Genomic DNA, 20,189 nt, shown 5'->3' with positions numbered 1-20,189 from the left:
AGGTCGTGGGGTTAGGGGACCGAGCAGGTACCGTTCTCGCTGAGTTCTGAGGTGAGCTGCGCGCGGTAGGCGGCGGTTTCAATCACGTCGAGGCCTGAGGGGCCGGACGCTGCTGAGCCGGTGCTTGAGGCAGCTGCGGTGGTGACGGTGGGCTGGATGCCTGAGGCTGAGTCTGCAATGACCTGCTGGACTGCGGTGTGGAGCTGGTCGAAGTCGGGGTAGGTGGGGAAGAGGGTGTCGAAGTAGGGTGGGCCTGCTGCGAACTGGATCAGGTCGTAGTTTTTGGATTTGAGGGCAACATCACCGAGGGCTGCGAGGCCGCTTTGGGGGATGTTGGTTTCGATGACCTGTTCGCCTGCGGCGGTGATGTCTGCGAATTTGGTGAGTACGTTGGCGGGGTCGAGCTGCTTGAGCATAGCTGCCTGTACGCAGCGCTGGCGGGCTTGACGGTCGTAGTCTGAGGCCCCTTCGCGGGAGCGGGCGTACCAGAGGGCGTGGAAGCCGTCGAGGTGCTGTACGCCGGGCTCGATGTAGTCGTCGATGGGGTTGGGCAGGCCGGTAATTTCGTTGGTGCCGCCGCCGATGGGAACGTAGCCACCTACGTCGATGGTGATGCCGCCCAGGGCGTCGATGAGCTGCTCAAAGCCCGACATATCAATGAGGATGTAGTTCTCAACGGTGATACCGAGGACGCCGGAGACAGCGTCCATGGTTGCTTCGGCGCCGGGGTCGTCGGCTCCGGGGTAGAGGTCAGCGTAGTCGGCGGTGACGGTGGGGTAGAGGGCGTTGAGGATGCATTCGTCACCGCAGTCGAAACCAGTCGGGTAAACCTCCCAGAGGGGAGAGCCGTCTTCAAAGATGGCGTTTTGTAGGTTGCGGGGTACTGAGATGGTGATGGCCTGACCGGTGGCTGCGTCGATGGATACCACGGTCATGGAGTCGGGGCGGCGGCCCACGCGGTCGGCGCCGGCGTCCCCGCCCATGAGCAGGATGTTGTAGCGGCCGTCCTGTTCCTTGATGGGGGTGCCGCCGGCGAAGATGTTGCCGAGTGCACCGCGCCCTACCCAGGTGATGTAGGCGGCGTAGCCTAGCCCGCCACCGGTGAGGGCGATGCAGGCGACGAGGGCAAGAGTGACCAGTGGTTTAGAGCGGCCTTGGAGCAGGCCGGGTCGAATGGCACGCAGGGTTGCTAGGAAGAGGTAGACCCAGCCAATAGCTAGGCCCACAAGGGCCGCCGCCACAAGTAGCAGTACCCAGGTATTGGTGACCAGGGAAAGCACTAGGGTGCGGCGGAGCGTCCAGAGTAGTAGTAGAGCTAGCACAAGACCCCAGACAGTGAAGGTAACCTTTAGTGCCCGGCGCCCCAGAGTCTTCTGCCCGGTCAGTAGTTGGGCAGAGCCCGGGAGGAAGAGGGTGAGCAGGAGTAGGAGCCAGGCCCGGCGGGTACGGACGGATGCCGATGCCGCTTCGGGGTGCCGCAGCGGGTCGGTGTAGGTGGGGTCTACCAGGTGCTGGCCTCGCCCCCTGATACCCGTGATAGGGGCTGCGGAGCGTGGGCGCTTGCGCTCACCGGACATGTGTTTGCCTCCCTGGTGTGGTGGGGCCTGAAAAATAACCGAGTGTGGTTGAGTAGCTTGAAATCTACTCAACCACACTACTGAAAGAAGCTGGGCGCTCCCGGGGTAGTCTTCCTGAACTTGCCGAAGGGGCAGGCCGGAGTGCCCGGTATCGGGTTAGGGAGCGTAGGGGGTCTTCTGCTGGCCGTCTTGCTCGTCGTTGTGGGCCGGGGCTGGTGCCGCCTGGGTGGGGCGGGGTGCGGCGTCCTCATCGAGTTCTGCCTTGTGCTCTTCGACCTTGGCGCGCAGGGCTGCGCCTTTGTCCATGGCGGTCTGGCGCAGGGAGGCGGCGAAGTCTACGAGGTCGGCCCGTACCTGGCGGGCAAAGCCGTCGCTGCCTGAACCGAGCATACGCAGAGCCAGCAGGCCGGCGTTACGGGCGCCGTTGATGGAGACGGTAGCTACGGGCACTCCGGCGGGCATCTGCACGATCGAGAGCAAGGAGTCCATGCCATCCAGGGACTTGAGCTTGACCGGAACACCGATCACGGGCAGGGGAGTAACGGATGCCAGCATACCGGGCAGGTGGGCTGCACCGCCGGCACCGGCGATGATGACGCGGATACCGCGGTCTGCTGCTTCACGCCCGTAGGCAATCATGTCTTCGGGCATACGGTGGGCTGAGACCACGTCTGCCTCGTAGGGGATGCCGAATTCTTCGAGTACTTCAGCGGCTGCTTCCATGACCGGCCAGTCTGAGTCTGAGCCCATCACGATGCCGACAATGGGGTTATTGGAGTCGTAGGGGGAGGTCATGTTGCTCCTTGAAGGTAGGGGTGGTGCGGACGCCCGCCCCACCTGGGTAGGGCCGGGCTAGTCCCGCGGGGTTAGGGGGTGGAGGGGCCGTCGGTGAGCAGGGAGGCTGCTGCGGTAGCCTGCTGGCGGAGGGCGGGTAGCTCGTTGGCGGGGCCGGTCATATTGATGTGCCCAATCTTGCGGCCGGGCTTGACTGCCTTGCCGTAGTAGTGGACCTTGGCTGCCGGGTAGTCTTCCATGAGCTGCGGGTAGACGCCGAAGATATCGTCGTTGGTGCCGCCCAAGAAGTTCTTCATCAGGGCGACCTCGCCCTTGATGTCGGTGCTACCCAGCGGGTAGTTAGCAACGGCCCGCAGGTGCTGCTCAAACTGGCTGGTGACTGAGCCGTCCTGGGTCCAGTGGCCGGAGTTGTGGGGGCGCATGGCGAACTCGTTAATGAGGAAGCCCGCCTCAGAGCCGGGAACTTCAAAGAGTTCAGCGGCCATGACGCCGGTAACACCCAGTTCGGTAGCAACCTTGAGGGCGGCGGCCTGGGCGGCTTCTGCTACCTCGGGGGAGATACCGGGGGCAGGGGCAATGACCTCGTCACAGACAGAGTTTACCTGAATGGACTCAGCGACTGGCCAGGCCATCACCTGACCTGAATCTCGGCGGGCTACCAGGGCAGAGAGCTCGCGGGTAAAAGGAACCTTTTCTTCTACCAGCAGGGCTGAAAAATCGGTGCGGTCAGGCAGTTGCTCAAACCAGGGGGTTGACTTAGCGCGGGCGTCCTGCTCATCATCGAGCACCATCACGCCCTTACCGTCATAGCCGCCCCGCGGGGTCTTCAACACAACCGGCCAGCCGCCCTCCTTGCCGAAAGTAAGCAGCTCATCGAGGGTACGAACCTCGGCCCAGCGGGGGTTAGGCAAACCCAGGCGGTCAACAGCCTTGCGCATCTCAATCTTGTCCTGGGCGTGAACCAGGGCAGCGGGGCGGGGCTGTACGTTAACACCCTCATCCATCAGACGCTGCAGAAAATCGGTGGGCACATGCTCATGATCAAAGGTGAGCACATCAACCTCACGGGCAAAAGCTGCCAGAGTATCGTAGTCCCGGTAGTCACCCACCGGTGCCAAGGGCACCGCCCGGCGGGCGCAGACGTCCTCGCTTTCAGCCAGAATACGAAGGTCGAAGCCAAGCTCGGTAGCGGCGGGCGCCATCATGCGCGCCAGCTGGCCGCCACCCACAACACCAATTTTTGGTCCAGTCATAGGGTAAGTCACAGTCACTAGGCTACCTGGGCACACGGTGCTTGTAAAAGCCCCAGCTACATGCTGAACAGGCACCGCCATGCCGGGCTATCTCCCAGGTAATGCTCCGCTATCTGTGAGCAAAACACTACCCCGGTAAGCGGGCTGGCAGCAGGGCTGCGCCTGTACTATGTCAACAGAATAAGACCTGCTCCCCAGTTCAGTCGGTGCGTCAAGACGTTCCCTGTCGAACTTATACCAGTTCCCGCCGGGAGGGGCCCCGCACCATACGACGAGGGAGAGAAACTATGAGCGCACTCAAACAGCGTCTAGAGACCCTGTGGCACAGTCACGGCCGGGAGATAGCCCAGTTCCTGAGCGTCGGTGGCCTGGCCTTCATCATTAACTCGGTGATTTATTGGACGCTGATGCATTCCATCTTGTCCGACGGGCACGCCAAGGCTAAGGTCGTAGCCGGTATTGTCGCCACCATCTTCTCCTGGGTAGCAAACCGCCTGTGGACCTTCCGCGAAAAACGCACCGGTAACAAGGTACGCGAGGCCATTGAATTCGGCATCGTCAACGCCATCGGCATCGGCATCGAGGCATCCTGTGTGCTCTTTAGCCTCTACGTACTGGATCTGACCAGCCCCCGGGCGTCCTTTATCTCGGGTACCATCATTGGCACCATCTTGGGCACTATCGTGCGCTACTTCCTGTACAAGTTCTGGGTCTTCTCTCAGAGCAGGAGCTATAACGGCGATAAGACCTCCGAAGAAAAGCGGGCCGAGCTGATCGAAGAGGCCACCAAGATTATGACCGGCTCCCTGCCTATCGTTGAGAAGGCAGAGACCGGGCCCGTTCGTCGCCCAAAACTCGACTAAGACGCTCCTGCTCCCAGGCTACTGCCGGGTCGAGAACCAGAGCTGCCCGGCCTGAAGCCATGACCGCCAGGGTCTGCTCTAGATAGGCGGCATCGAAGTGCTCCCCCGGAACCTGGAGGGCAGCTACCTCAGGCTCGTGTTTAGCGCCCAGGGCTCTCGCCTGCTCGGTAAGCTGCTCCATTAGCTGGCCATAGCTGGTGCCCTCCCAGGCATGCCCCTCTGCTGCTGGGGCAGCCCATCCCACATAGACGTCGGGGTGGGACCTCACCTCAGCGGCATAATCAAGTACCTCAGACGGCAACTGTCCCATAAACCGGGGTGCCAGCGGCTCGGCGGCGACAGCCAACAGGTATTCTTCCTCGGCATCCTCTAACTCTGACGTATCAAAGGCGGCGCGGACGTCCGCCCCCGCCTGCTGCCCCCAGGCCAGGGTTGCCCCGACCCGCAGGCCAGCTGCTGCCAAAACCAGCGACCGCCAGTGCAGGCGCTGGGGGAGCGCTAGCAGGGAGCCGGGCTCAACCTCGCACTCATCGACCAAAAAATTAGCGGTCTTTGCAACCCAGTTGTCAAAAACCCGGCCCGAAAGCTCAATCCGCTCACCGGGAGCCGAATACCAGAGCAGGGCAGGGGATTGGCGCTGAGCCAAAAGAGCCATGAACTGCGGAAAAGAAGAACCGACCTGGGAAAATGAAGCTGTCATGCTCCCTACTCTAGGGCACCGCTCGCTTTGCAGCCAGAAGGGGTCGGCTGAGGTAAATGCATATACCACAGAGAAACGCAAATTATTGTGAGAGAATCTCGTATGAAGAAGATTTTTTTAATCTCAGCTTGACGAACAGCCCATTACACGCGTGTAATTAGGTGCAGGGAATTTTTTATTCTGTCCTCAATTTGGGATATGAAAGGGAAGACTATGGGCCTCCACAGCCGCCTACCTCAGGGCGCTGCAGGGCGCACGCCTGACGTGGCCCAGTACCACACTATGCACTCTGCCCAGTACTTAGAAGACCAGGCAACTGCCTTGCTCAATGCCGCTGCTCCTAAGAGCCGTGGCCGGGCTAGCTCACTCGCCAGTAGCTCAGCTACCGATATGTTCTCCACCGACTCCGACGCCCTCTCCCTCTGGCAGCAGGCCGCCGGCATCTACAGCACAGACGGTGACGACGGGGAACTCTCCTGGCAGGCAGATGCCCTCTGCGCCCAGACCGACCCCGAGGCCTTCTTCCCTGAAAAGGGCGGATCAACCCGCGACGCTAAGCGAGTATGCAGCGAATGCCCCGTTCGCGAAGCGTGCCTAGAATACGCCATGGAAAACGACGAGCGCTTCGGTATCTGGGGCGGTTTATCAGAGCGTGAACGCCGCCGCCTCCGCAAGCAAGCTATCTAAGAAAGAAGGGCTTGATTCATGGCAATCACCCGCCAGTGCTCACGCCAGACCTGCCAGCGTGAGGCTATTTTCACGCTCACCTACGCCTACGCGCAGTCAACCGCAGTGATTGGCCCCCTGTCTGTGCACCGGGAACCCCACGCCTATGACCTGTGTGAGTTCCACGCCGACCGTCTCACCGCCCCCCAGGGCTGGGATGTTGTGCGTCTGGACGCCCCCGCTGCCCACCCCGAGGCAGAGCAGCAGGATGAGGCGTCCTATCCACCCCTACGCTCGGTCTAAGACCTGAGCCGATACAGCCCGTTGGTCCTAAGCTAACGGGCTTTCTTCTACCCCGCTATATCAAAAAGTGCCCTAATCCGATAAACTTTGACGAGCACACAACACACTCGCGCCCACAGTCCGTGACATAAGGAAGATAAGTTCGTGGTCAACCCCATCAACGCAGCCAACCGAGACGCCTTCACCCGCCGGTCCTTCGTGACCGTAGGAGCTCTGGGCACAATGACTCTTGCTGCCTGCTCCACACCCGAGAGCAGTACCAGCAGCGCAAGTGCCGCTGCGACTGCAAGCTCAAGCCCCACTCCCACCGTAAAGTTTGCCGGTACTGTAGAGGTTTACCCCGCCCTCGACGAGGTAGAAATCAACCCCATCGAGACCGTCACCGTTACCACCACAGACTCAACACTCACCAAGGTTACTGTCGCCACCGCGGAGGGTGAGGAACTCGCCGGTGAGCTAGCTGCAGACGGTAAGAGCTGGACATCCACCGACCGTATGCTCTTCCACAGCGATTACACCGTAGAGTGGGAAGCAGAAGACGCTGCAGGTACCGCAGGAACCGGCGAGAGCACCTTCTCTACTGTCTCCGCTGCCTACGAAGTAGACGCCCTCATGAACTTTGAAGATGGAGCCAGCTACGGCATCGGCAAAATCATTCAGTTCAACTTCTCTGAGCCCGTGCTCAACAAGGCTGAAGTAGAAAAGCGCATCACCGTGAAGGGCGGAGGCGACCAAGCCGGTAAGTTCCGTTGGTACAGCGATTACATGGTGCGTTATCGCCCTGAAGATAAATGGGCCACTAACTCTACCGTAACTGTCACCATTGATATTTTTGGTCTCGATGTAGGCAACGGCATGATTGGCAACCACACCACCACCCGCACTTTCAAGACCTGGAACAAGCGCTACGCTTTTGCAGACAACAACACCAAGACCATCAAGATGTATGTTGATGATGTCATGGTGCGCGAAGCCTACATCACCCTGGGCAACTCCGAGTGGCCCTCAGTTGTTGGCCAGCTGGTCATCATGGAAAAGGCCGAGAGCTACTACTTCAACCCCGGCTCCCTTAACCTGGACGTGAACGACCCCCACTACTACGAACCCTTCTGGGCCTCCTGGACCTCCCGCCTGACCTCCGGCGGCGTATTCGTGCACCAGGCCCTGCCCTCAGCCTGGTCTTCGGTAGGCCGGGTAAACGTCTCCCACGGCTGCATCGGCATGCTGCCCGATGACGCTAAGTTCTTCTACAACACCTTCGGCGTAGGCGATGTGGTGGAGACCGTTAACACCGGCTACCCCCAGGCTGACCCCGATGACGGCTACGGCGACTGGAACATCCCCTTCGCCAACTACCACGACTCAAACTGGAAGGGTAACTGGTAAAACCAGAGCCTAACCGGCACAGACTGCAAAACTCCCGCCCCTAGCACCGCCCCGGTGCCCGGGCGGGAGTTTTTGGTTTCTAGCGCGTAGAATACACAGGCAGACGCACCCTAGACACCCGGGAGGAAACCCGCCGTGGCCCAGCAGCCCGACCAGAACCAGGAGTGGAAGAAACTCAGCCCCGCCGTCACCCCGCCTAAGGCCGATAGCCTACTGTCAGCCCGCCGGGCTGAGCGCGGTATTCAGACTCCGGCTCCTACCGCCCACGAGGTAGGTGATACCAGCCCGTCGGCAGAGCAGACCGGGGCGGACGCTCCCTCCGAGGCTGCCCCCTGGACCGCGCCCCTAGCCGCGGTGGCAGCTCCCGAAGGTAACGCGTCCGCTCCCGAAGCCACCCCGGCTGCAGAACGCGCCGAAGCCCGCGAAGTCGCGGTAGATGACAAGCCCCGCCTGCTGGGGCTGCGCCGGGCCCTTATCGCGCTGGCCGTTCCCGTGCTGACCATCATGCTAGCCGTGCGTGCCGTCGCCAGCCCCGCCTTCCTCTGGCTCGAATACCACCGCCCCGGCTTTCCCTCAGACAGCTACGGCTTCGATACCCAGGAAAGACTGCGTCTGGGCTCCTACGGGCTGGACTATATCTTGAACTTTGCCCCCCACACCTACCTGGCCGATATCACCACCGGCGGCAACACTGCCTTCCTTGCCAGCGAAGTTGAACACATGACCGACGTCAAACGAGTCATGCTCATCAGTATGACCTTCGCCTTCATCATACTGGTCCTTGCTCTGCTCTCAGCTCGAACCCTGCGCCTGCGGGCCCCGGGCGTCCTGCGCTCCTCCCTCTTCACCGGTGCCTGGCTCACCCTAGTCCTGCTCATCGGCCTGGGCGTTGCCGGCGCTATCGGCTGGGAAGCCTTCTTCACCACCTTCCACGAGGTCTTCTTCCCCCAGGGCAACTGGCAGTTCCGCATGAGCGATACCCTCATCCGTCTCTACCCGCCCCAGTTCTGGGTGGATGCCGCCGCCACCGCCGGTGCCCTCACCCTCTTGATGACGGCAGCCGTCCTCGCCATGACCTGGCCTACCCGCTACCGCAAGCAGCTAGCCCTCAAGCGCCGGGCAGAGCGTCAGGAGCTCAAAGAACTCCTGACCAAGTAAGCCCCTAAATCCAGGCGTCAAACCACATGCGCTCGCGCCACTCGGTGTAGGGGACGGTCTGGGCTGTCCAAATAGGCCAGTAGTAGATAGAGACTAACAGCGCGAAGACCACAAAGAGCCCTACCACCAGTAGCCCTGCCCGGCGGCGGCGTACGCTGTCGCCGGGGCGTCCTAGCGCTAGCCCCAAAATACCTGCCAGCATAAGAATCAGGTAGGGCTCGAAGGAGAGAGCGTAGAAGAAGAACATGGTGCGTTCGGGGTAGCCAAACCAGGGGAAGTAGCCCACCGCGAAGACCGCGAAAAGGGCCGCAAAACGCCAGTCGCGGCGGAGTACCACCAGCAGCAGGGAGAGAGTAGCCACGATAATAAAGGACCACCAGATGAGGGGGTTGCCGATATTGAGGACCGCCTCGGAGCAGGAATCAACCGTGCACCCGTTAACCCCCAGGTCAGGGGACTCATAGTAGTAGCTGGTAGGGCGGCCCAAAATGAGCCACTGCCAGGCAGGAGACTCGTAGGTGTGGGGGGAGTCCAGCCCGGAATGGAAGGAGTAGGCAGAGCGGTGGTACTCCCAGAGGGAGCGCAGAGACTCTGGCAGCCAGAGAAGTCCCTCGCCGGGGTGCTCCGTGGCCCAGTTGCGGTCGTAGGCAGAATCTGAGAGGAACCAGCCGGTCCAGGTCGCTAGGTAGGTGAGTAGGCCGGTGCCGATGAGGGCAAAGAAGGCGAGGACGCCGTCGCGCAGGAAACCTGAGATGTACCAGCGGCGGATACCTGCGATACGGCGGGCGTTAGCGTCCCAGAAGACCGTCATCAGGCCGAAGATAGCGATGAAGAAGAGGGCGTTCCATTTGACGCCAACCGCTAGGCCCGCGCAGATACCTGCGATAAACCGCCAGTAGCGGAAACCCAGCCAGGGCCCGTAGAGCATAAAACCGTCGGTGGGAGTGCCGCCCTGGGTGCGGGCATGAGCCGCTATACGGGCCGCGAGCCTACGCCTACCCTGGTAACGGTCAAGCAGTAGCGCCACAAAGGTAGCCAGCAACCAGAACATGAGGAAGATATCGAGCAGGGCAAAGCGGGACTGCACAAAATGCAGGCCGTCGATAGAAATCAGCAGGCCAGCCAGGGTAGCAACGGTAACCGAGCGGAAGAGAATCCAGCCAGCGAGCATGACCAGCCCCACCGATAGGGTGCCGGTCAGGGCTGCGGCAAATCGCCAGCCAAAGGGGTTATCATCGCCAAAAACTGCCATACCGAAGGCAATCATCCACTTACCGACCGGCGGGTGAACCACATATTCAGCGGTCTCAAGGATGCCCGAAGGGGCACCTGCGACGAAGGTTTCGTTAGCTGTATCTGACCAGTTACGCTCATACCCAAAATGCAAGAGAGAGTAAGCGTCTTTGGCATAGTAGGTCTCGTCAAAGACGATGGCGTTCGGGTTAGCCAGGTTCACAAAGCGCATAAGCCCGGCCAGCACCAGAACCAGCAGGGGTGCTACCCAGCCGTAACGGGGCAGGGGCACAGAGGCTACGGCAAGCCGAGCCCGCAGGGCTGATTCGGTGAAAGCGTCTTTGAGGGTCAGGACGGCAGAGGTTGGGTTAGATGTCACCCTAGCTATGCTACCCGGGGCAGCAGAATCATGCGCGCGGACGCGTGGGGACCAGATTTCTTTGGTCCTATTTAGTATGGACCAGATTCCTCCCAAAATACTTCGTGCCATGACCTACAGTCGGTATTTTTCTGGTCCCTACGAGGGGCGGGGTCTAACCCGCTGGGTGGTGAAGCTACCCTGTGGATATCTGTATATGCGCTGTAACAACCCGACCGATAAAAAATCTTTTTTGGCGCAATACGTTGAGACTGGGAGAAACTTTATCCACAGGAAACATCAGTTCTAGAAAATTAGCTCATACACAACAGAATGCTGTCATGGATATTCTCGATAGCCTTCAAACCGTTTATACCTACAGGGAACTGCAGCAGCTGGGTATGAGCTCTACTGTTATCGCTCGCCGGGTTAGACAACAGGAGCTGACTCGTCTCCTCCCTGGCGTTTATACAACCCAGTCAAATTTTCGTCAGCTTCCCCGCTATCAGCAGTACCCCTATTTTATTTCTGCTGTTTACAAGAAGAACCCTCAAACCATCTTTACCCACCAAACCGCTGCCTGGTTGCATGGCTTTGCTGTGGTAGATCAGAAGCTGGTAGATGTACAGTGCCACCCTAGTTCACGGGGGCGTGCTCAAGGTATTGCAAAGCACTATTCGTATACAGCTCTCGATACGATGTCATCGCACGGTTTATTTCACCTCACTACCCGCCTGCGGACTTTAGCTGACTGTTGCCGCTACCTGCATCCGTCCTCAGCGCTAGTTACGGTTGAGTCAGCGCTTTATCAGGGAGCATGCACCGTTGAGGAAGTCGCGGAATATTTGGGGCACCAGAGGGGGCGCGGAGTTCAGAAAATGCGGACGGTCGCCGGCCTCATGAGTTCTTCGAGCGAGAGTGCTGGTGAAAGCAAACTGAAATGGGTCTTACACATGAGCCCCTTACCCCTGCCAACCCAGCAGGTTGATGTCTGGGTTGATAACGAACACTTCCGGCTCGACTTTGCTTACGAGGATGAAATGATTGCCCTCGAATTTGATGGGCGGGTGAAATACCTTGATTCCCAGAGCCGCGATGAGGTTTTCTTCAATGAGGTGCGACGCGAGAAGCTGCTGAAAAACGCTGGGTGGGATGTGCTGCGCTATGACTGGTCTACCGTTGTGAACCATCCGCAGAGGATCGTTCGTGAAGTTCTTGCCACCATGCAACGGAAAAACGGGAGCAGCAGAATCACGGCGCTCAGGTAACAATGGACCAGAAAAGTAACGATTGTATGTGTGGTGGACAAGGACGTCGGGAGGAATCTGGTCCCTACTTGTAGGGGAACAAAAGTAGTAGGGTTTAACCCTATGGAATCCTCCCCTCACACCACGCCCGCTGCGCCGGCCGAAGGCGGCGCCCTCGTCCTGGGCGGCACCCCCATCGGTAACCTAGCCGACGCCTCCCCGCGTCTGCGTGAGGCGCTCGCGTCCGCCGATGTCCTGGCCGTAGAAGACAGCCGTACCCTGCGTAAACTAGCCGCCGGGCTGGGCGTCACCACCCGGGGGCGGGTGCTGGTCAACCACGACCACAACGAGGCTGACCGCGCCGGGCAGATCGTTGAGGCTGTGGCAGCCGGGCAGACCGTGCTGCTCATGTCGGACGCCGGTATGCCCGCTGTCTCCGACCCCGGCTATGTCGCAGCCGCTGCCGTGGCCAATGCCGGCCTGACCGTCACCGCCCTACCGGGCCCTTCCGCCGTCGTCACCGCTATTGCCGTGTCCGGGCTGCCCTCGGGGCGTTTCACCTTTGAGGGCTTCCTCGCCCGCAAGGGCTCCGACCGCACCCGGCGCCTGGCCGCGCTCGCTAGTGAAGAGCGCACCATGGTCTTCTACGAGTCCCCCCACCGGCTGGCCGCGACCCTGCACGATTTCGCGGAGGTCTTCGGGGCAGAGCGCCGTGCCGCTGTCTGCCGGGAACTGACCAAGCTGCACGAAGAAGTTGCCCGCGGCAGCCTGCAAGAACTCATTACCTGGGCCGAATCTAAACAGATCAAGGGCGAAATCGCCATCGTGGTGGAGGGCGCCCCCGAACCTGAGGCAGAAGAGGCAGAGAACCTGACCGACCTCGTCCTGGAGCTTGTGGCCGGTGGCGTCCGCCTGAAAGCCGCCTGCGCCCAGGTCGCCGAAGCCCACGGGGTGTCGAAGCGCGACCTCTACCAGGCAACCCTGGCCGTCAAAGATTCAGAAAGCTAAACCTATGTGTACCGACCACACTCTGACCGACGCCGAGCTCCGCGAGCTTGCAGAGCGCTTTGCCTCCTACCTGCCGAGTGAGGCCGAGCAGACCGCCACCATCTTTGAGACTCCTGAACCGATTCTGGAGGGCGAAGTACCCCCGGCCTACCAGGCTGATCGCTACAACACCGCGGGCGAGCCCAGCGGGGAGGGCACCCGCCGCCGCGGAGAGAAGGGCGAGGACGGACGCCGCCGCAACCTGGTCTTCCCACCCGCCCCTGCGCCCCTGCCCTATGCCATCGTCGATAATCACACCCACATGGACCTGCTCGACGGCGAGGTTGCTGTCACCGCCCGCGACGCCCTCGATACCGGCGAAGCCCTGGGCATCGGTGCGATTGTGCAGGTGGGCTGTGACGTTCCCAGTTCCCTCTATGCTGTGCGAGCTGCCCAGGCTGACCCCCGCGTCCTGGCCGCCGTGGCCCTGCACCCCAACGAGGCCCCCAAGCTGGCAGAAGCTGGCCAGCTAGAGACAGCCCTGGCCGCTATCGACACCCTGGCCGCTGACCCGCGCGTCCGTGCCCTGGGAGAGACCGGTCTGGATTACTTCCGTACCGGTGAAGAGGGCAAGGGGGCTCAGGAGGAATCCTTCCGCGCCCACATCCGCATGGCCAAGAAACACGGTAAGGCCGTGCAGATCCACGACCGGGACGCTCACGAGGACGTTGTACGCATCCTGCTGAGCGAAGGCGCACCCGAGACCGTCATCTTCCACTGCTACTCCGGCGAGCCCGACCTAGCCGAGATCTGCAACGACCAGGGCTGGTACATGAGCTTTGCGGGCACCGTAACCTTCAAGAACTCGCACGGTATTCAAGAGTCGCTGAAGCTAGCCCGCCGGGAGCTGATTCTGGCTGAGACCGACGCGCCCTTCCTGACTCCCCACCCCTTCCGGGGCCGTCCTAATGCCAGCTACATGACCAACTACACCGTCCGCTTTATGGCCGGCCACCTGGGTGCCGACCTGGAAGAGCTCTGCCGGGATATCCGTGCTAACTCCCTGGCAGCTTACGGGAGCTGGGGGATTGAGGGCTTCTAGCCCCTAGAGTCAGGTAGGCGACCGCCCAGGCCACCGGCAGGGCATGCAGGAGGGCCAGGTGCTCGGGCCACTCGTTGCCGCCCCAGTTGTGCCCGCCAAACCAGACCGCAAAGGGCATGGCAAAGATGAGCATACCGGTGGCGGCCAGATAGAGGTAGCCGGTGTGCGCGGTGCGCCAGCCGTAGAGGGCCGCGAAGACGAGGAAGGTGACGAACCAGACCCAGTGGTGGGTCCAGGAGATGGGGGAGAGCAGCAGCCCCAACACCGCCACGCAGGAGGCTGCCCCCAGGTAGGCGCCACGGACGTCCTGCCCGGCGAGCCTGCGCACGGCCAGGTAGGTGAGCACCACCGACCCCAGGGCGGTGACGGCAAAGAGGACGCCGGTGAGCCAGGCGGGGAAGAGCATAGCCCAGGTGCCGAGCAGGTTATAGTTCAGCGCCCCGGTAATTGACCCCACGCGGGAGGATTCAAAGATTTTCTCGGTGAAGTATTCGCGGGCTACCTCGAAATCCACGGCAAAGCTCAGCAGGATAGACGCGAGGCCGGTACCCACGAAACGGGCCAGGGACTTCCAATCGCGGGTGGCGATGAAAAGCAATCCGAAGATGGCTGGGGTGAGCTTGATGCAGGCGGTGAGAGCAATCAGCACCCCGTGCCAGCGGGTGTTCTTGAGGTAGATGACGTCGGTGAGAATCAGCAGTACCAAGAAGAGGTTGATTTGCCCCAGTTCCATATTGAAGCTGATGGGGAAGAACTTGAGCAGTAGGGGAGTGAGCCAGAGCCCGGCAGCTAGGGCGTGGCGCTTGCCTACCCCCATACCCCGACAGGAGAGGTAGACCAGGGCCACCAGCGCGGCAATGTTGAGCAACAGGAATATAGGCCCTGCGGTATCTGCGCTGGTGAGCAGCACAAAGGGGGTGAAAACGAGGGCAGCAAAGGGTGGGTAGGTGAATCCGTAGATTTCTTCGGGCGGCAGGGCCCAGTTGTAGAGCTGGCCGGTTTCGAGCCAGTGGGCAACCCCGCCGTAGTAGACCTGTAAGTCGAAGAATTCCCGAGCTACCATTTTTTCGTCCCAGAGGAAGGGGTAGGCGCTGATGAGGGTCAGCGCCAGGGCAGTGATTAGGGCTGGTGTGCTGGTGAGCGCTCGGGTAAGGGCGGCGATGGGCGGACGCTGGTGGGCGGCAGGTGCTACAGGCATGGGGTTCCCGGGGTTGGGTGGCTTGGTACGAGCAGTAATTCTACCGGGGGTGTTCTGAGGGTGGGGAAACCTACGTGTATATACAGACCCGGTAGACTAGAGAGCGTGACTGAACAGCTTTCTCCTGCGCCCGATGCCCTGTTGGGCCCCCAAGAAATTCGTGACTTGGCAGCCCAGCTCGGCATCCGCCCCACTAAGACCCTGGGGCAGAACTTCGTGATTGATCCCAACACGATTCGTCGTATCATCGCCGCCGCCGATATCAGCCCCGATGAGACGGTGGTTGAGGTCGGCCCGGGCCTGGGATCCCTTACCCTGGGTATTCTGGACGCTGCCCGCGACATGGTTGCTGTTGAAATTGACCCGCCCCTGGCCGAGCAGCTACCTGCAACGATTGCCCGCTTTCGCCCCGGCTCAGAAGACCGTATCAATGTGGTGCTCTCCGATGCCATGAAGGTTACTGAACTGCCGCGCACCCCGTCCGCCCTGGTCGCCAACCTGCCCTACAACGTGGCGGTGCCGGTGCTCCTGCACATGTTCGCGACCTTCCCCTCGATTGAGCATGCCCTGGTCATGGTTCAGGACGAGGTCGCCGATCGCCTCTCAGCCAAGCCAGGTTCAAAGATTTACGGGGTTCCCTCGGTCAAGGCCAACTGGTTTGCCGAAGTGTCTAAGGCCGGGGTGATCGGCACCAATGTTTTTTGGCCTGCCCCCAAAATTAAGTCTGGTCTGGTGGCTTTTAAGCGCCGCCCGGAGCTGCTATCTGACCTGCCTCGTGAAGAGGTCTTTGCCATTGTCGATGCCGCCTTTGCCCAGCGCCGTAAGACCCTGCGGGCTGCGCTCGCTGGCTGGGCTGGTTCTGCTGCCCGTGCCGGTGAGATTCTTGAGGTTGCCGGTATTGATCCGCAGCTGCGCGGTGAGAAGCTCGATATTTTTGATTTCATCAAGATTGCCGAGTCCGCTCGGCAGGTACCTGCCCCTGCCGACCAGAGCGGGGAGGGCGCGTCCGCATGACTCTGAGCGTTTCTGCTACCGCCCCCGGCAAGGTCAATCTGTATTTTGCGGTGGGGCCCCGGCGGGAGGACGGCTACCACGAGGTCGCCTCGCTCTATGCCGCAACCGATGTGCTAGAGCGTGTGACGATTTCTTCGGTTCAAGAACCCGGTATCGCCCAGTCTATGAGTGTTGCTGAAGGTTCACCGGTTGCGGAGCAGGTGGCTGCCGGGGCTTTTGACCCGGCTGTCGTTCCGCTCGATGAGTCTAATCTGGCTTACCGGGGTGCAGTCGCGGTAGTAGCTGCTCAGGGCTTGGATATTCAGGACGTCGCCGTTCAGCTTCACATTGATAAGGCTGTTCCGGTTGCCGGTGGGATGGGCGGAGGGTCTGCTGATGCGGCAGCCGCTATGAAGGCCATGAACGACTACCTGGTGCAGGCAGGCCTGGCCGCTGAGGCTCTTGGGCTTGAGCGTCTGCTGGAGTTGGCTGCTCCGCTGGGTGCCGACGTGCCCTTTGCCCTCTTGGGTGGCCTGGCTGTGGGCACCGGAGTGGGGGACAAACTCACGCCGATTGAGGTACCTGAGGGCGTTGAGCCGCTGAAGTTCGGGTTTGTGCCTTCAACGGCTGGGCTGTCGACCCCTGCGGTTTTCAGGGAGTTGGATGCTGGTCGGGCTGAGGGGCGCTACCCTGCTCCGGACGCCACCCTGCAGGTTCCGCAGGAGCTACTAGACCTGCTGACCTCGGCCGAGCCGCTGCAGGAGCGCCTGCCGGCTATCGCTGGGCTACTGCGCAACGACCTGGCTGCGCCCGCTGTTGCCTTGTTGCCTGAACTCGCAGAAACACTGAAACAGGCTGAAGCCCAGTCTGAAACCGTTGCAAGTTTCGTGTCGGGGTCGGGTCCTACTGCTATAGAGATAAGAAAGCAAAAGTTATGAACAAAATTGACTATTCTGTAATTATTCCTGCCCATAACAGTGCAAAAGTAATTAACCAACAGATTAATGCTTTAGCTCCACAAATTGAGAATAATAATCTTAAGGGTGAGATTATCATTGTTGATAATAACTCAAATGACAATCTCGAAAACATTATTATCGAATGCCGTCGAACTGTAAAATTTGATATTAAGCTTATTCAGGCATATGAAGGTTCCGGGCCTGCATATGCTCGCAACGTAGGAGCGGCGAAATCAGTAGGTGAAATTCTACTTTTTTGCGACAGTGATGATATCGTCAGCGAAAATTGGCTCAATTTGATGTATAACGCATGTTTAAAACATGTATTTGTTACAGGCTCAACGATTCCTTTCGTTAACGGTAAATTTTCTGGATTAGGTGAGGTTAGCAAGCCACTATACGCTGTTATCAATGATCAGAAAATCATTACTTCGTCAGGAGGTAACTTTGCTATTAGCAAAGACCATTGGGAATCGCTCGGTGGTATGCGTGAAGATCTAAAAACAGCAGAAGATCAGGAAATCGCAATCAGAAGCTACATTCAGGGGACCCCCGTTCATTTTGTAAAAGACGCTTCTATTTTTTACAGACAATCAGATAATTTTTTTGAAGGGGTAAAAAAATACTTTGGGTATGGTGTCGGTGTTGCTAGTCTAAGGCATATCTTCGAAGAACAAGGTATGATTCAACAAAGCTGGAAAGGCACCCTTAAGAATTTCCTGATATCTTTATTAGATTGTTCAAAGCAAAGAAATCTGAAGATGATTAAAGAATCGATAAAAAATTCCTCCTATTTCCTTGGTATTTTGTTAAAAACTGTAGATTTTCGGAAATCTAGTCAATAATTGAAATCCAAGCTCTGGTAAATCCTTCGATTGAATTATTTTTGGAGTAGTCAAGTGATTGAAAACTACGTTCATCGGAGTAGCTAAGTTCATTGAGAGCATCTAGAAGCCGTTTGGTGTAGTCTTCAACCTTATTTGATTCTGTGAGAAATCCATTTGTGCTCTCAATAAAATTAGTGACTGCGTAAGAACTTGAGTTGGAAATACACGGTGTTCCTGTGCTGGCTGCTTCAAGAAGAGCAACCGGCATACCTTCGAAATTGGATGCCATAGCTAGAAGACGAGAGTTTTTAAGCACTCTTGTGACTTCAAGAGTAGATAAAACCCCCTCATAATTTATTCGAGGATTATTCAATTTTTGTAGATGTTGAACTAGTTTTTCTGTATCCTCACCAGATCCATAGACATTTAAACTCCAGTCTGGGAATTGACGAGAAGCAGTATCAAATGCATCTACAATAGTGATAATATTTTTTTCTGGTGATATTCTACTGATAACAGAAATTTGTTTAGGCCTGGATAGAAAATTGTTATCCTCAATTGGAGATGGTGAAGGATTACTGATTGATACTGTTTTAGCTAAAATTTGTTTTGAAAAAATAGCAGAATCATCTTTGCTCAGCGTGACAAAGACATCCACGAGGTTTCCAATCTGAATGACCTGATCTGTTACGTAAGGAGAGTTTGCATTGCTATGGAATTGATATATTGTTTTAATATTCTTCCGTTTGATAATTTTCCTAAACAAAAGATTGTTCATGAAGGTGAAGGCAATGTCGGTCATGCTAAAAATAAGGACGGATCCGGAAGGCGCCGCCGCCAAAAATTTTACTATTGCTGTAAATTGATGAATTCTCCAAATTGGCACTAAAAGTTTCTTGATAATGAGCTTTGACTTGAGAGGGCCAGGATGTAGGCTTGCCAGCCCGTTTTTAGAAGTGTATTTTTTAAGCTTATTAAACTCAATGATATCTCTATCAGGAGTAACTTTTTGGAGGGAAATAAAAGAAACGTCATATTTATTGCGGATAAGACTTTCGAAAAGTATCTCATTAATGCGTGTTATCCCGCCGATGATGCCATGGGTGTCACTGGCAATAAAAATTTTTTTTGTCAATTCAAATTCCATTTATCTTGATTGGTTCAGTTTTTCAATTCGGAGATTCTATGTTTGAAGAATCTGTATATAATCATTCCGTAGAGTGCCCCCAAATTTCCTCCGATGAGGTAGGCGGAGTGGAGTCTTGAATGCTTGTTCAAAAGACCAGGTAAAGCTTTAAAAAAGCTTTCGACTGAGTATTTGACGCTGGGCCCTGACATCCCGAGACTTCTATACCTCATCCATAACTTAATTCTTGTCTTTTGATAGTTAAATTGTTGTTTGTATATTCCTTTGAAAGATGTTCTGAGGCGATAGTTGACTAATGCTTTATTGGCAAATACCATTTTTGCCCCCTTGTTGAGGGCTCGCCACGTAAAATCTGTCTCTTCAGAACCACCTATGAAAGATAAATCCATGCCTCCTGCGTAAAAATACATTTCCCGTGTAGATCCAAAGTTGCAGCCAGCTACTGAGGGCTTATAGCCGAATGCAGGTGGATTGTCTGTAGAGGCAGTAAACCTTTCCTGTGGGCTTTCTGCTCCCTCAGTAATTCCGTAACTTTGAATAACATGCGGTGGATTAATTTTTGAGTGTATAAGCCTTCCACCTACAACATCTGCCTTCTCTTCAATGAAGGCTGTATACATCTCGTAAATCCAATTAGGCTCTACGTAATCGTCTGCATCGCAAAATAAAATATATTTCCCTTTGGCGTGTTGTGCTCCAATATTTCGAGCATAAGAGATCCCGGGAACCAGAGATGAGTCAACAATAGATATATTTAATCTTCCACTAAACAATGTGATAGCTTTTTGTGGGGCGCCGTCAGTACTCCCATTATCACTGATGATAACTTCAAACTGAGGACACCTTGTCTGCAGGGAAAGATGCTCTAGCTGAGTAATGAGGAAAGTCCCACCATTCTTACAAGGAATAACTACTGAAACTTCTGGTATTTCTACAGTCAAAGCGGTAAATCCTTAATTTTCTTAGCGGGGATTCCAACGGAAAGGCTGTGAGGAGGAAGGTTAGAGGTAACAACTGCTCCAGCGCCGATAACTGCCCCGTCGCCGATGATGGTTCCAGGGAGAATCGTTACATTTGCTCCTATCCAGCATCCTTTTCCAATCTGTACTCCATGATGGGTAACCACTCCAGCCCTGCAAGCTGGATTAGACGAATCATGGGTGGCTGTTAATATTCTTGTCCCTGGGCCTATTGCTGTGTTGTCTCCAATTATTACTGGGGCTTGACATTCAATATATACGTCATTATTAATAAACACCCCCTCGCCAATGGTAATATTTTTACCTTCTAGTCTGAGCGAGTGGCCTATGATGGATTGCTGAATATTTGGGTAGCCTCTTCTATTGAGAACCTCCCATCGCTGGCTATTGGCAGTAAATTTTGAATACGTCATATATTCTTTAATAAGAATGATTGATTTTTTTATGCCCATGAATA

Annotated in this window: 20 protein-coding genes; 11 read left to right on the top strand and 9 right to left on the bottom strand. The window is 57.2% G+C overall.

The features are described from left to right. Positions 1 to 11: 11 nt before the first annotated feature. From L7A20_RS02940 to L7A20_RS02930, 3 genes are all read right to left on the bottom strand, one after another. Entirely contained in the window at positions 12 to 1,577 is a 1,566-nt protein-coding gene (locus L7A20_RS02940; RefSeq protein ID WP_237222354.1) for an LCP family protein, read from the bottom strand. Positions 1,578 to 1,733: 156 nt separating this feature from the next. Further along, positions 1,734 to 2,372, bottom strand: a complete 639-nt coding sequence (purE, locus tag L7A20_RS02935) for a 5-(carboxyamino)imidazole ribonucleotide mutase (protein WP_237222353.1) — start codon at positions 2,370 to 2,372, stop codon at positions 1,734 to 1,736. A 71-nt stretch (positions 2,373 to 2,443) separates the two neighbouring features. Then, positions 2,444 to 3,625 (bottom strand): 5-(carboxyamino)imidazole ribonucleotide synthase, encoded by a 1,182-nt coding sequence (locus tag L7A20_RS02930; RefSeq protein ID WP_237222352.1) that lies wholly within the window; start codon positions 3,623 to 3,625, stop codon positions 2,444 to 2,446. A 287-nt stretch (positions 3,626 to 3,912) separates the two neighbouring features. Between L7A20_RS02930 and L7A20_RS02925 the strand changes: the two genes are divergently transcribed. After that, on the top strand, positions 3,913 to 4,488 hold the full coding sequence (locus L7A20_RS02925; protein WP_237222351.1) for a GtrA family protein: 576 nt from the start codon (positions 3,913 to 3,915) through the stop codon (positions 4,486 to 4,488). Here the strand turns inward: L7A20_RS02925 and L7A20_RS02920 are convergent. Beyond that, complete coding sequence (locus L7A20_RS02920) at positions 4,436 to 5,188, bottom strand: TIGR03089 family protein (protein ID WP_237222350.1); 753 nt, start codon at positions 5,186 to 5,188, stop codon at positions 4,436 to 4,438. The two genes, L7A20_RS02925 and L7A20_RS02920, sit on opposite strands and share 53 nt — an antisense overlap. A 213-nt stretch (positions 5,189 to 5,401) precedes the next feature. Between L7A20_RS02920 and L7A20_RS11975 the strand changes: the two genes are divergently transcribed. The 4 genes from L7A20_RS11975 (at position 5,402) to L7A20_RS02900 (ending at position 8,701) form a co-directional block, all read left to right on the top strand. Further along, positions 5,402 to 5,875, top strand: a complete 474-nt coding sequence (locus L7A20_RS11975) for a WhiB family transcriptional regulator (RefSeq protein ID WP_272878584.1) — start codon at positions 5,402 to 5,404, stop codon at positions 5,873 to 5,875. An 18-nt stretch (positions 5,876 to 5,893) separates the two neighbouring features. Next, positions 5,894 to 6,157: a DUF3499 domain-containing protein gene (locus L7A20_RS02910; protein WP_272879207.1), complete on the top strand. Its 264-nt coding sequence runs from the start codon at positions 5,894 to 5,896 to the stop codon at positions 6,155 to 6,157. Between the two features lie 144 nt (positions 6,158 to 6,301). Then, complete coding sequence (locus tag L7A20_RS02905) at positions 6,302 to 7,543, top strand: L,D-transpeptidase (protein WP_237222349.1); 1,242 nt, start codon at positions 6,302 to 6,304, stop codon at positions 7,541 to 7,543. 135 nt (positions 7,544 to 7,678) lie between these two features. Next, positions 7,679 to 8,701 (top strand): TIGR01906 family membrane protein, encoded by a 1,023-nt coding sequence (locus L7A20_RS02900; protein ID WP_237222348.1) that lies wholly within the window; start codon positions 7,679 to 7,681, stop codon positions 8,699 to 8,701. A gap of 4 nt (positions 8,702 to 8,705) precedes the next feature. Here L7A20_RS02900 and L7A20_RS02895 read toward each other — a convergent pair whose 3' ends face one another. Then, entirely contained in the window at positions 8,706 to 10,313 is a 1,608-nt protein-coding gene (locus L7A20_RS02895) for a dolichyl-phosphate-mannose--protein mannosyltransferase (RefSeq protein WP_237222347.1), read from the bottom strand. Positions 10,314 to 10,633: 320 nt separating this feature from the next. On the opposite strand from L7A20_RS02895, the gene L7A20_RS02890 reads away from it, so the two are divergent. The 3 genes from L7A20_RS02890 to L7A20_RS02880 all read left to right on the top strand — a co-directional run bounded on the left by L7A20_RS02890 (position 10,634) and on the right by L7A20_RS02880 (position 13,628). Then, positions 10,634 to 11,560 carry a DUF559 domain-containing protein gene (locus L7A20_RS02890; protein WP_237222346.1) on the top strand — a complete coding sequence of 309 codons (927 nt, stop codon included), beginning with the start codon at positions 10,634 to 10,636 and terminating at the stop codon, positions 11,558 to 11,560. 102 nt (positions 11,561 to 11,662) lie between these two features. Next, complete coding sequence (rsmI, locus tag L7A20_RS02885; RefSeq protein WP_237222345.1) at positions 11,663 to 12,547, top strand: 16S rRNA (cytidine(1402)-2'-O)-methyltransferase; 885 nt, start codon at positions 11,663 to 11,665, stop codon at positions 12,545 to 12,547. A gap of 4 nt (positions 12,548 to 12,551) precedes the next feature. Then, positions 12,552 to 13,628, top strand: coding sequence for a TatD family hydrolase (locus L7A20_RS02880; RefSeq protein WP_237222344.1), 1,077 nt, complete (start codon positions 12,552 to 12,554; stop codon positions 13,626 to 13,628). Here the strand turns inward: L7A20_RS02880 and L7A20_RS02875 are convergent. Beyond that, positions 13,582 to 14,826, bottom strand: coding sequence for a glycosyltransferase 87 family protein (locus tag L7A20_RS02875; RefSeq protein ID WP_237222343.1), 1,245 nt, complete (start codon positions 14,824 to 14,826; stop codon positions 13,582 to 13,584). The two genes, L7A20_RS02880 and L7A20_RS02875, sit on opposite strands and share 47 nt — an antisense overlap. Positions 14,827 to 14,931: 105 nt before the next feature. Between L7A20_RS02875 and rsmA the strand changes: the two genes are divergently transcribed. The 3 genes from rsmA to L7A20_RS02860 are packed head-to-tail and all read left to right on the top strand — an operon-like array spanning position 14,932 to position 17,623. Further along, positions 14,932 to 15,840: a 16S rRNA (adenine(1518)-N(6)/adenine(1519)-N(6))-dimethyltransferase RsmA gene (gene rsmA / locus L7A20_RS02870; RefSeq protein ID WP_237222342.1), complete on the top strand. Its 909-nt coding sequence runs from the start codon at positions 14,932 to 14,934 to the stop codon at positions 15,838 to 15,840. Continuing rightward, positions 15,837 to 16,757 (top strand): 4-diphosphocytidyl-2C-methyl-D-erythritol kinase, encoded by a 921-nt coding sequence (locus L7A20_RS02865; RefSeq protein ID WP_237222341.1) that lies wholly within the window; start codon positions 15,837 to 15,839, stop codon positions 16,755 to 16,757. Before rsmA ends, L7A20_RS02865 begins: the two co-directional genes overlap by 4 nt. After that, positions 16,754 to 17,623 carry a glycosyltransferase gene (locus tag L7A20_RS02860; protein ID WP_237222340.1) on the top strand — a complete coding sequence of 290 codons (870 nt, stop codon included), beginning with the start codon at positions 16,754 to 16,756 and terminating at the stop codon, positions 17,621 to 17,623. The genes L7A20_RS02865 and L7A20_RS02860 overlap by 4 nt, the downstream gene beginning before the upstream one ends. Here the strand turns inward: L7A20_RS02860 and L7A20_RS02855 are convergent. From L7A20_RS02855 to L7A20_RS02840, 3 genes are read right to left on the bottom strand one after another with little or no spacing between them, the layout of a single operon-like run. Next, a complete protein-coding gene (locus L7A20_RS02855) occupies positions 17,613 to 18,752 on the bottom strand; it encodes a glycosyltransferase (RefSeq protein ID WP_237222339.1) in 1,140 nt (379 codons plus the stop codon). The genes L7A20_RS02860 and L7A20_RS02855 overlap by 11 nt on opposite strands. A gap of 14 nt (positions 18,753 to 18,766) precedes the next feature. Then, positions 18,767 to 19,693, bottom strand: coding sequence for a glycosyltransferase (locus L7A20_RS02850; protein WP_237222338.1), 927 nt, complete (start codon positions 19,691 to 19,693; stop codon positions 18,767 to 18,769). After that, complete coding sequence (locus L7A20_RS02840) at positions 19,690 to 20,184, bottom strand: acyltransferase (RefSeq protein ID WP_272879206.1); 495 nt, start codon at positions 20,182 to 20,184, stop codon at positions 19,690 to 19,692. The genes L7A20_RS02850 and L7A20_RS02840 overlap by 4 nt, the downstream gene beginning before the upstream one ends. Positions 20,185 to 20,189 lie beyond the last annotated feature (5 nt).

It is taken from the genome of Rothia nasimurium (assembly GCF_928381415.1).
In the GTDB taxonomy this organism is placed as follows: domain Bacteria; phylum Actinomycetota; class Actinomycetes; order Actinomycetales; family Micrococcaceae; genus Rothia; species Rothia nasimurium_H.
Note: the sequence above shows the minus strand (reverse complement) of the source record. Positions and strands in the feature narration are given on the sequence as shown.

Excerpts from the sequence above, each read along its gene's own strand:
- L7A20_RS02910 (WP_272879207.1), top strand. The coding sequence starts at position 5,894 with ATGGCAATCACCCGCCAGTGCTCACGCCAGACCTGCCAGCGTGAGGCT.
- L7A20_RS02865 (WP_237222341.1), top strand. The coding sequence starts at position 15,837 with ATGACTCTGAGCGTTTCTGCTACCGCCCCCGGCAAGGTCAATCTGTAT.
- L7A20_RS02855 (WP_237222339.1), bottom strand. The coding sequence starts at position 18,752 with ATGGAATTTGAATTGACAAAAAAAATTTTTATTGCCAGTGACACCCAT.
- L7A20_RS02890 (WP_237222346.1), top strand. The coding sequence starts at position 10,634 with ATGGATATTCTCGATAGCCTTCAAACCGTTTATACCTACAGGGAACTG.
- L7A20_RS02860 (WP_237222340.1), top strand. The coding sequence starts at position 16,754 with ATGAACAAAATTGACTATTCTGTAATTATTCCTGCCCATAACAGTGCA.
- L7A20_RS02930 (WP_237222352.1), bottom strand. The coding sequence starts at position 3,625 with ATGACTGGACCAAAAATTGGTGTTGTGGGTGGCGGCCAGCTGGCGCGC.
- L7A20_RS02940 (WP_237222354.1), bottom strand. The coding sequence starts at position 1,577 with ATGTCCGGTGAGCGCAAGCGCCCACGCTCCGCAGCCCCTATCACGGGT.
- purE (WP_237222353.1), bottom strand. The coding sequence starts at position 2,372 with ATGACCTCCCCCTACGACTCCAATAACCCCATTGTCGGCATCGTGATG.
- L7A20_RS02925 (WP_237222351.1), top strand. The coding sequence starts at position 3,913 with ATGAGCGCACTCAAACAGCGTCTAGAGACCCTGTGGCACAGTCACGGC.
- L7A20_RS02880 (WP_237222344.1), top strand. The coding sequence starts at position 12,552 with ATGTGTACCGACCACACTCTGACCGACGCCGAGCTCCGCGAGCTTGCA.
- L7A20_RS02920 (WP_237222350.1), bottom strand. The coding sequence starts at position 5,188 with ATGACAGCTTCATTTTCCCAGGTCGGTTCTTCTTTTCCGCAGTTCATG.
- L7A20_RS11975 (WP_272878584.1), top strand. The coding sequence starts at position 5,402 with ATGGGCCTCCACAGCCGCCTACCTCAGGGCGCTGCAGGGCGCACGCCT.
- L7A20_RS02840 (WP_272879206.1), bottom strand. The coding sequence starts at position 20,184 with ATGGGCATAAAAAAATCAATCATTCTTATTAAAGAATATATGACGTAT.
- rsmI (WP_237222345.1), top strand. The coding sequence starts at position 11,663 with ATGGAATCCTCCCCTCACACCACGCCCGCTGCGCCGGCCGAAGGCGGC.
- L7A20_RS02875 (WP_237222343.1), bottom strand. The coding sequence starts at position 14,826 with ATGCCTGTAGCACCTGCCGCCCACCAGCGTCCGCCCATCGCCGCCCTT.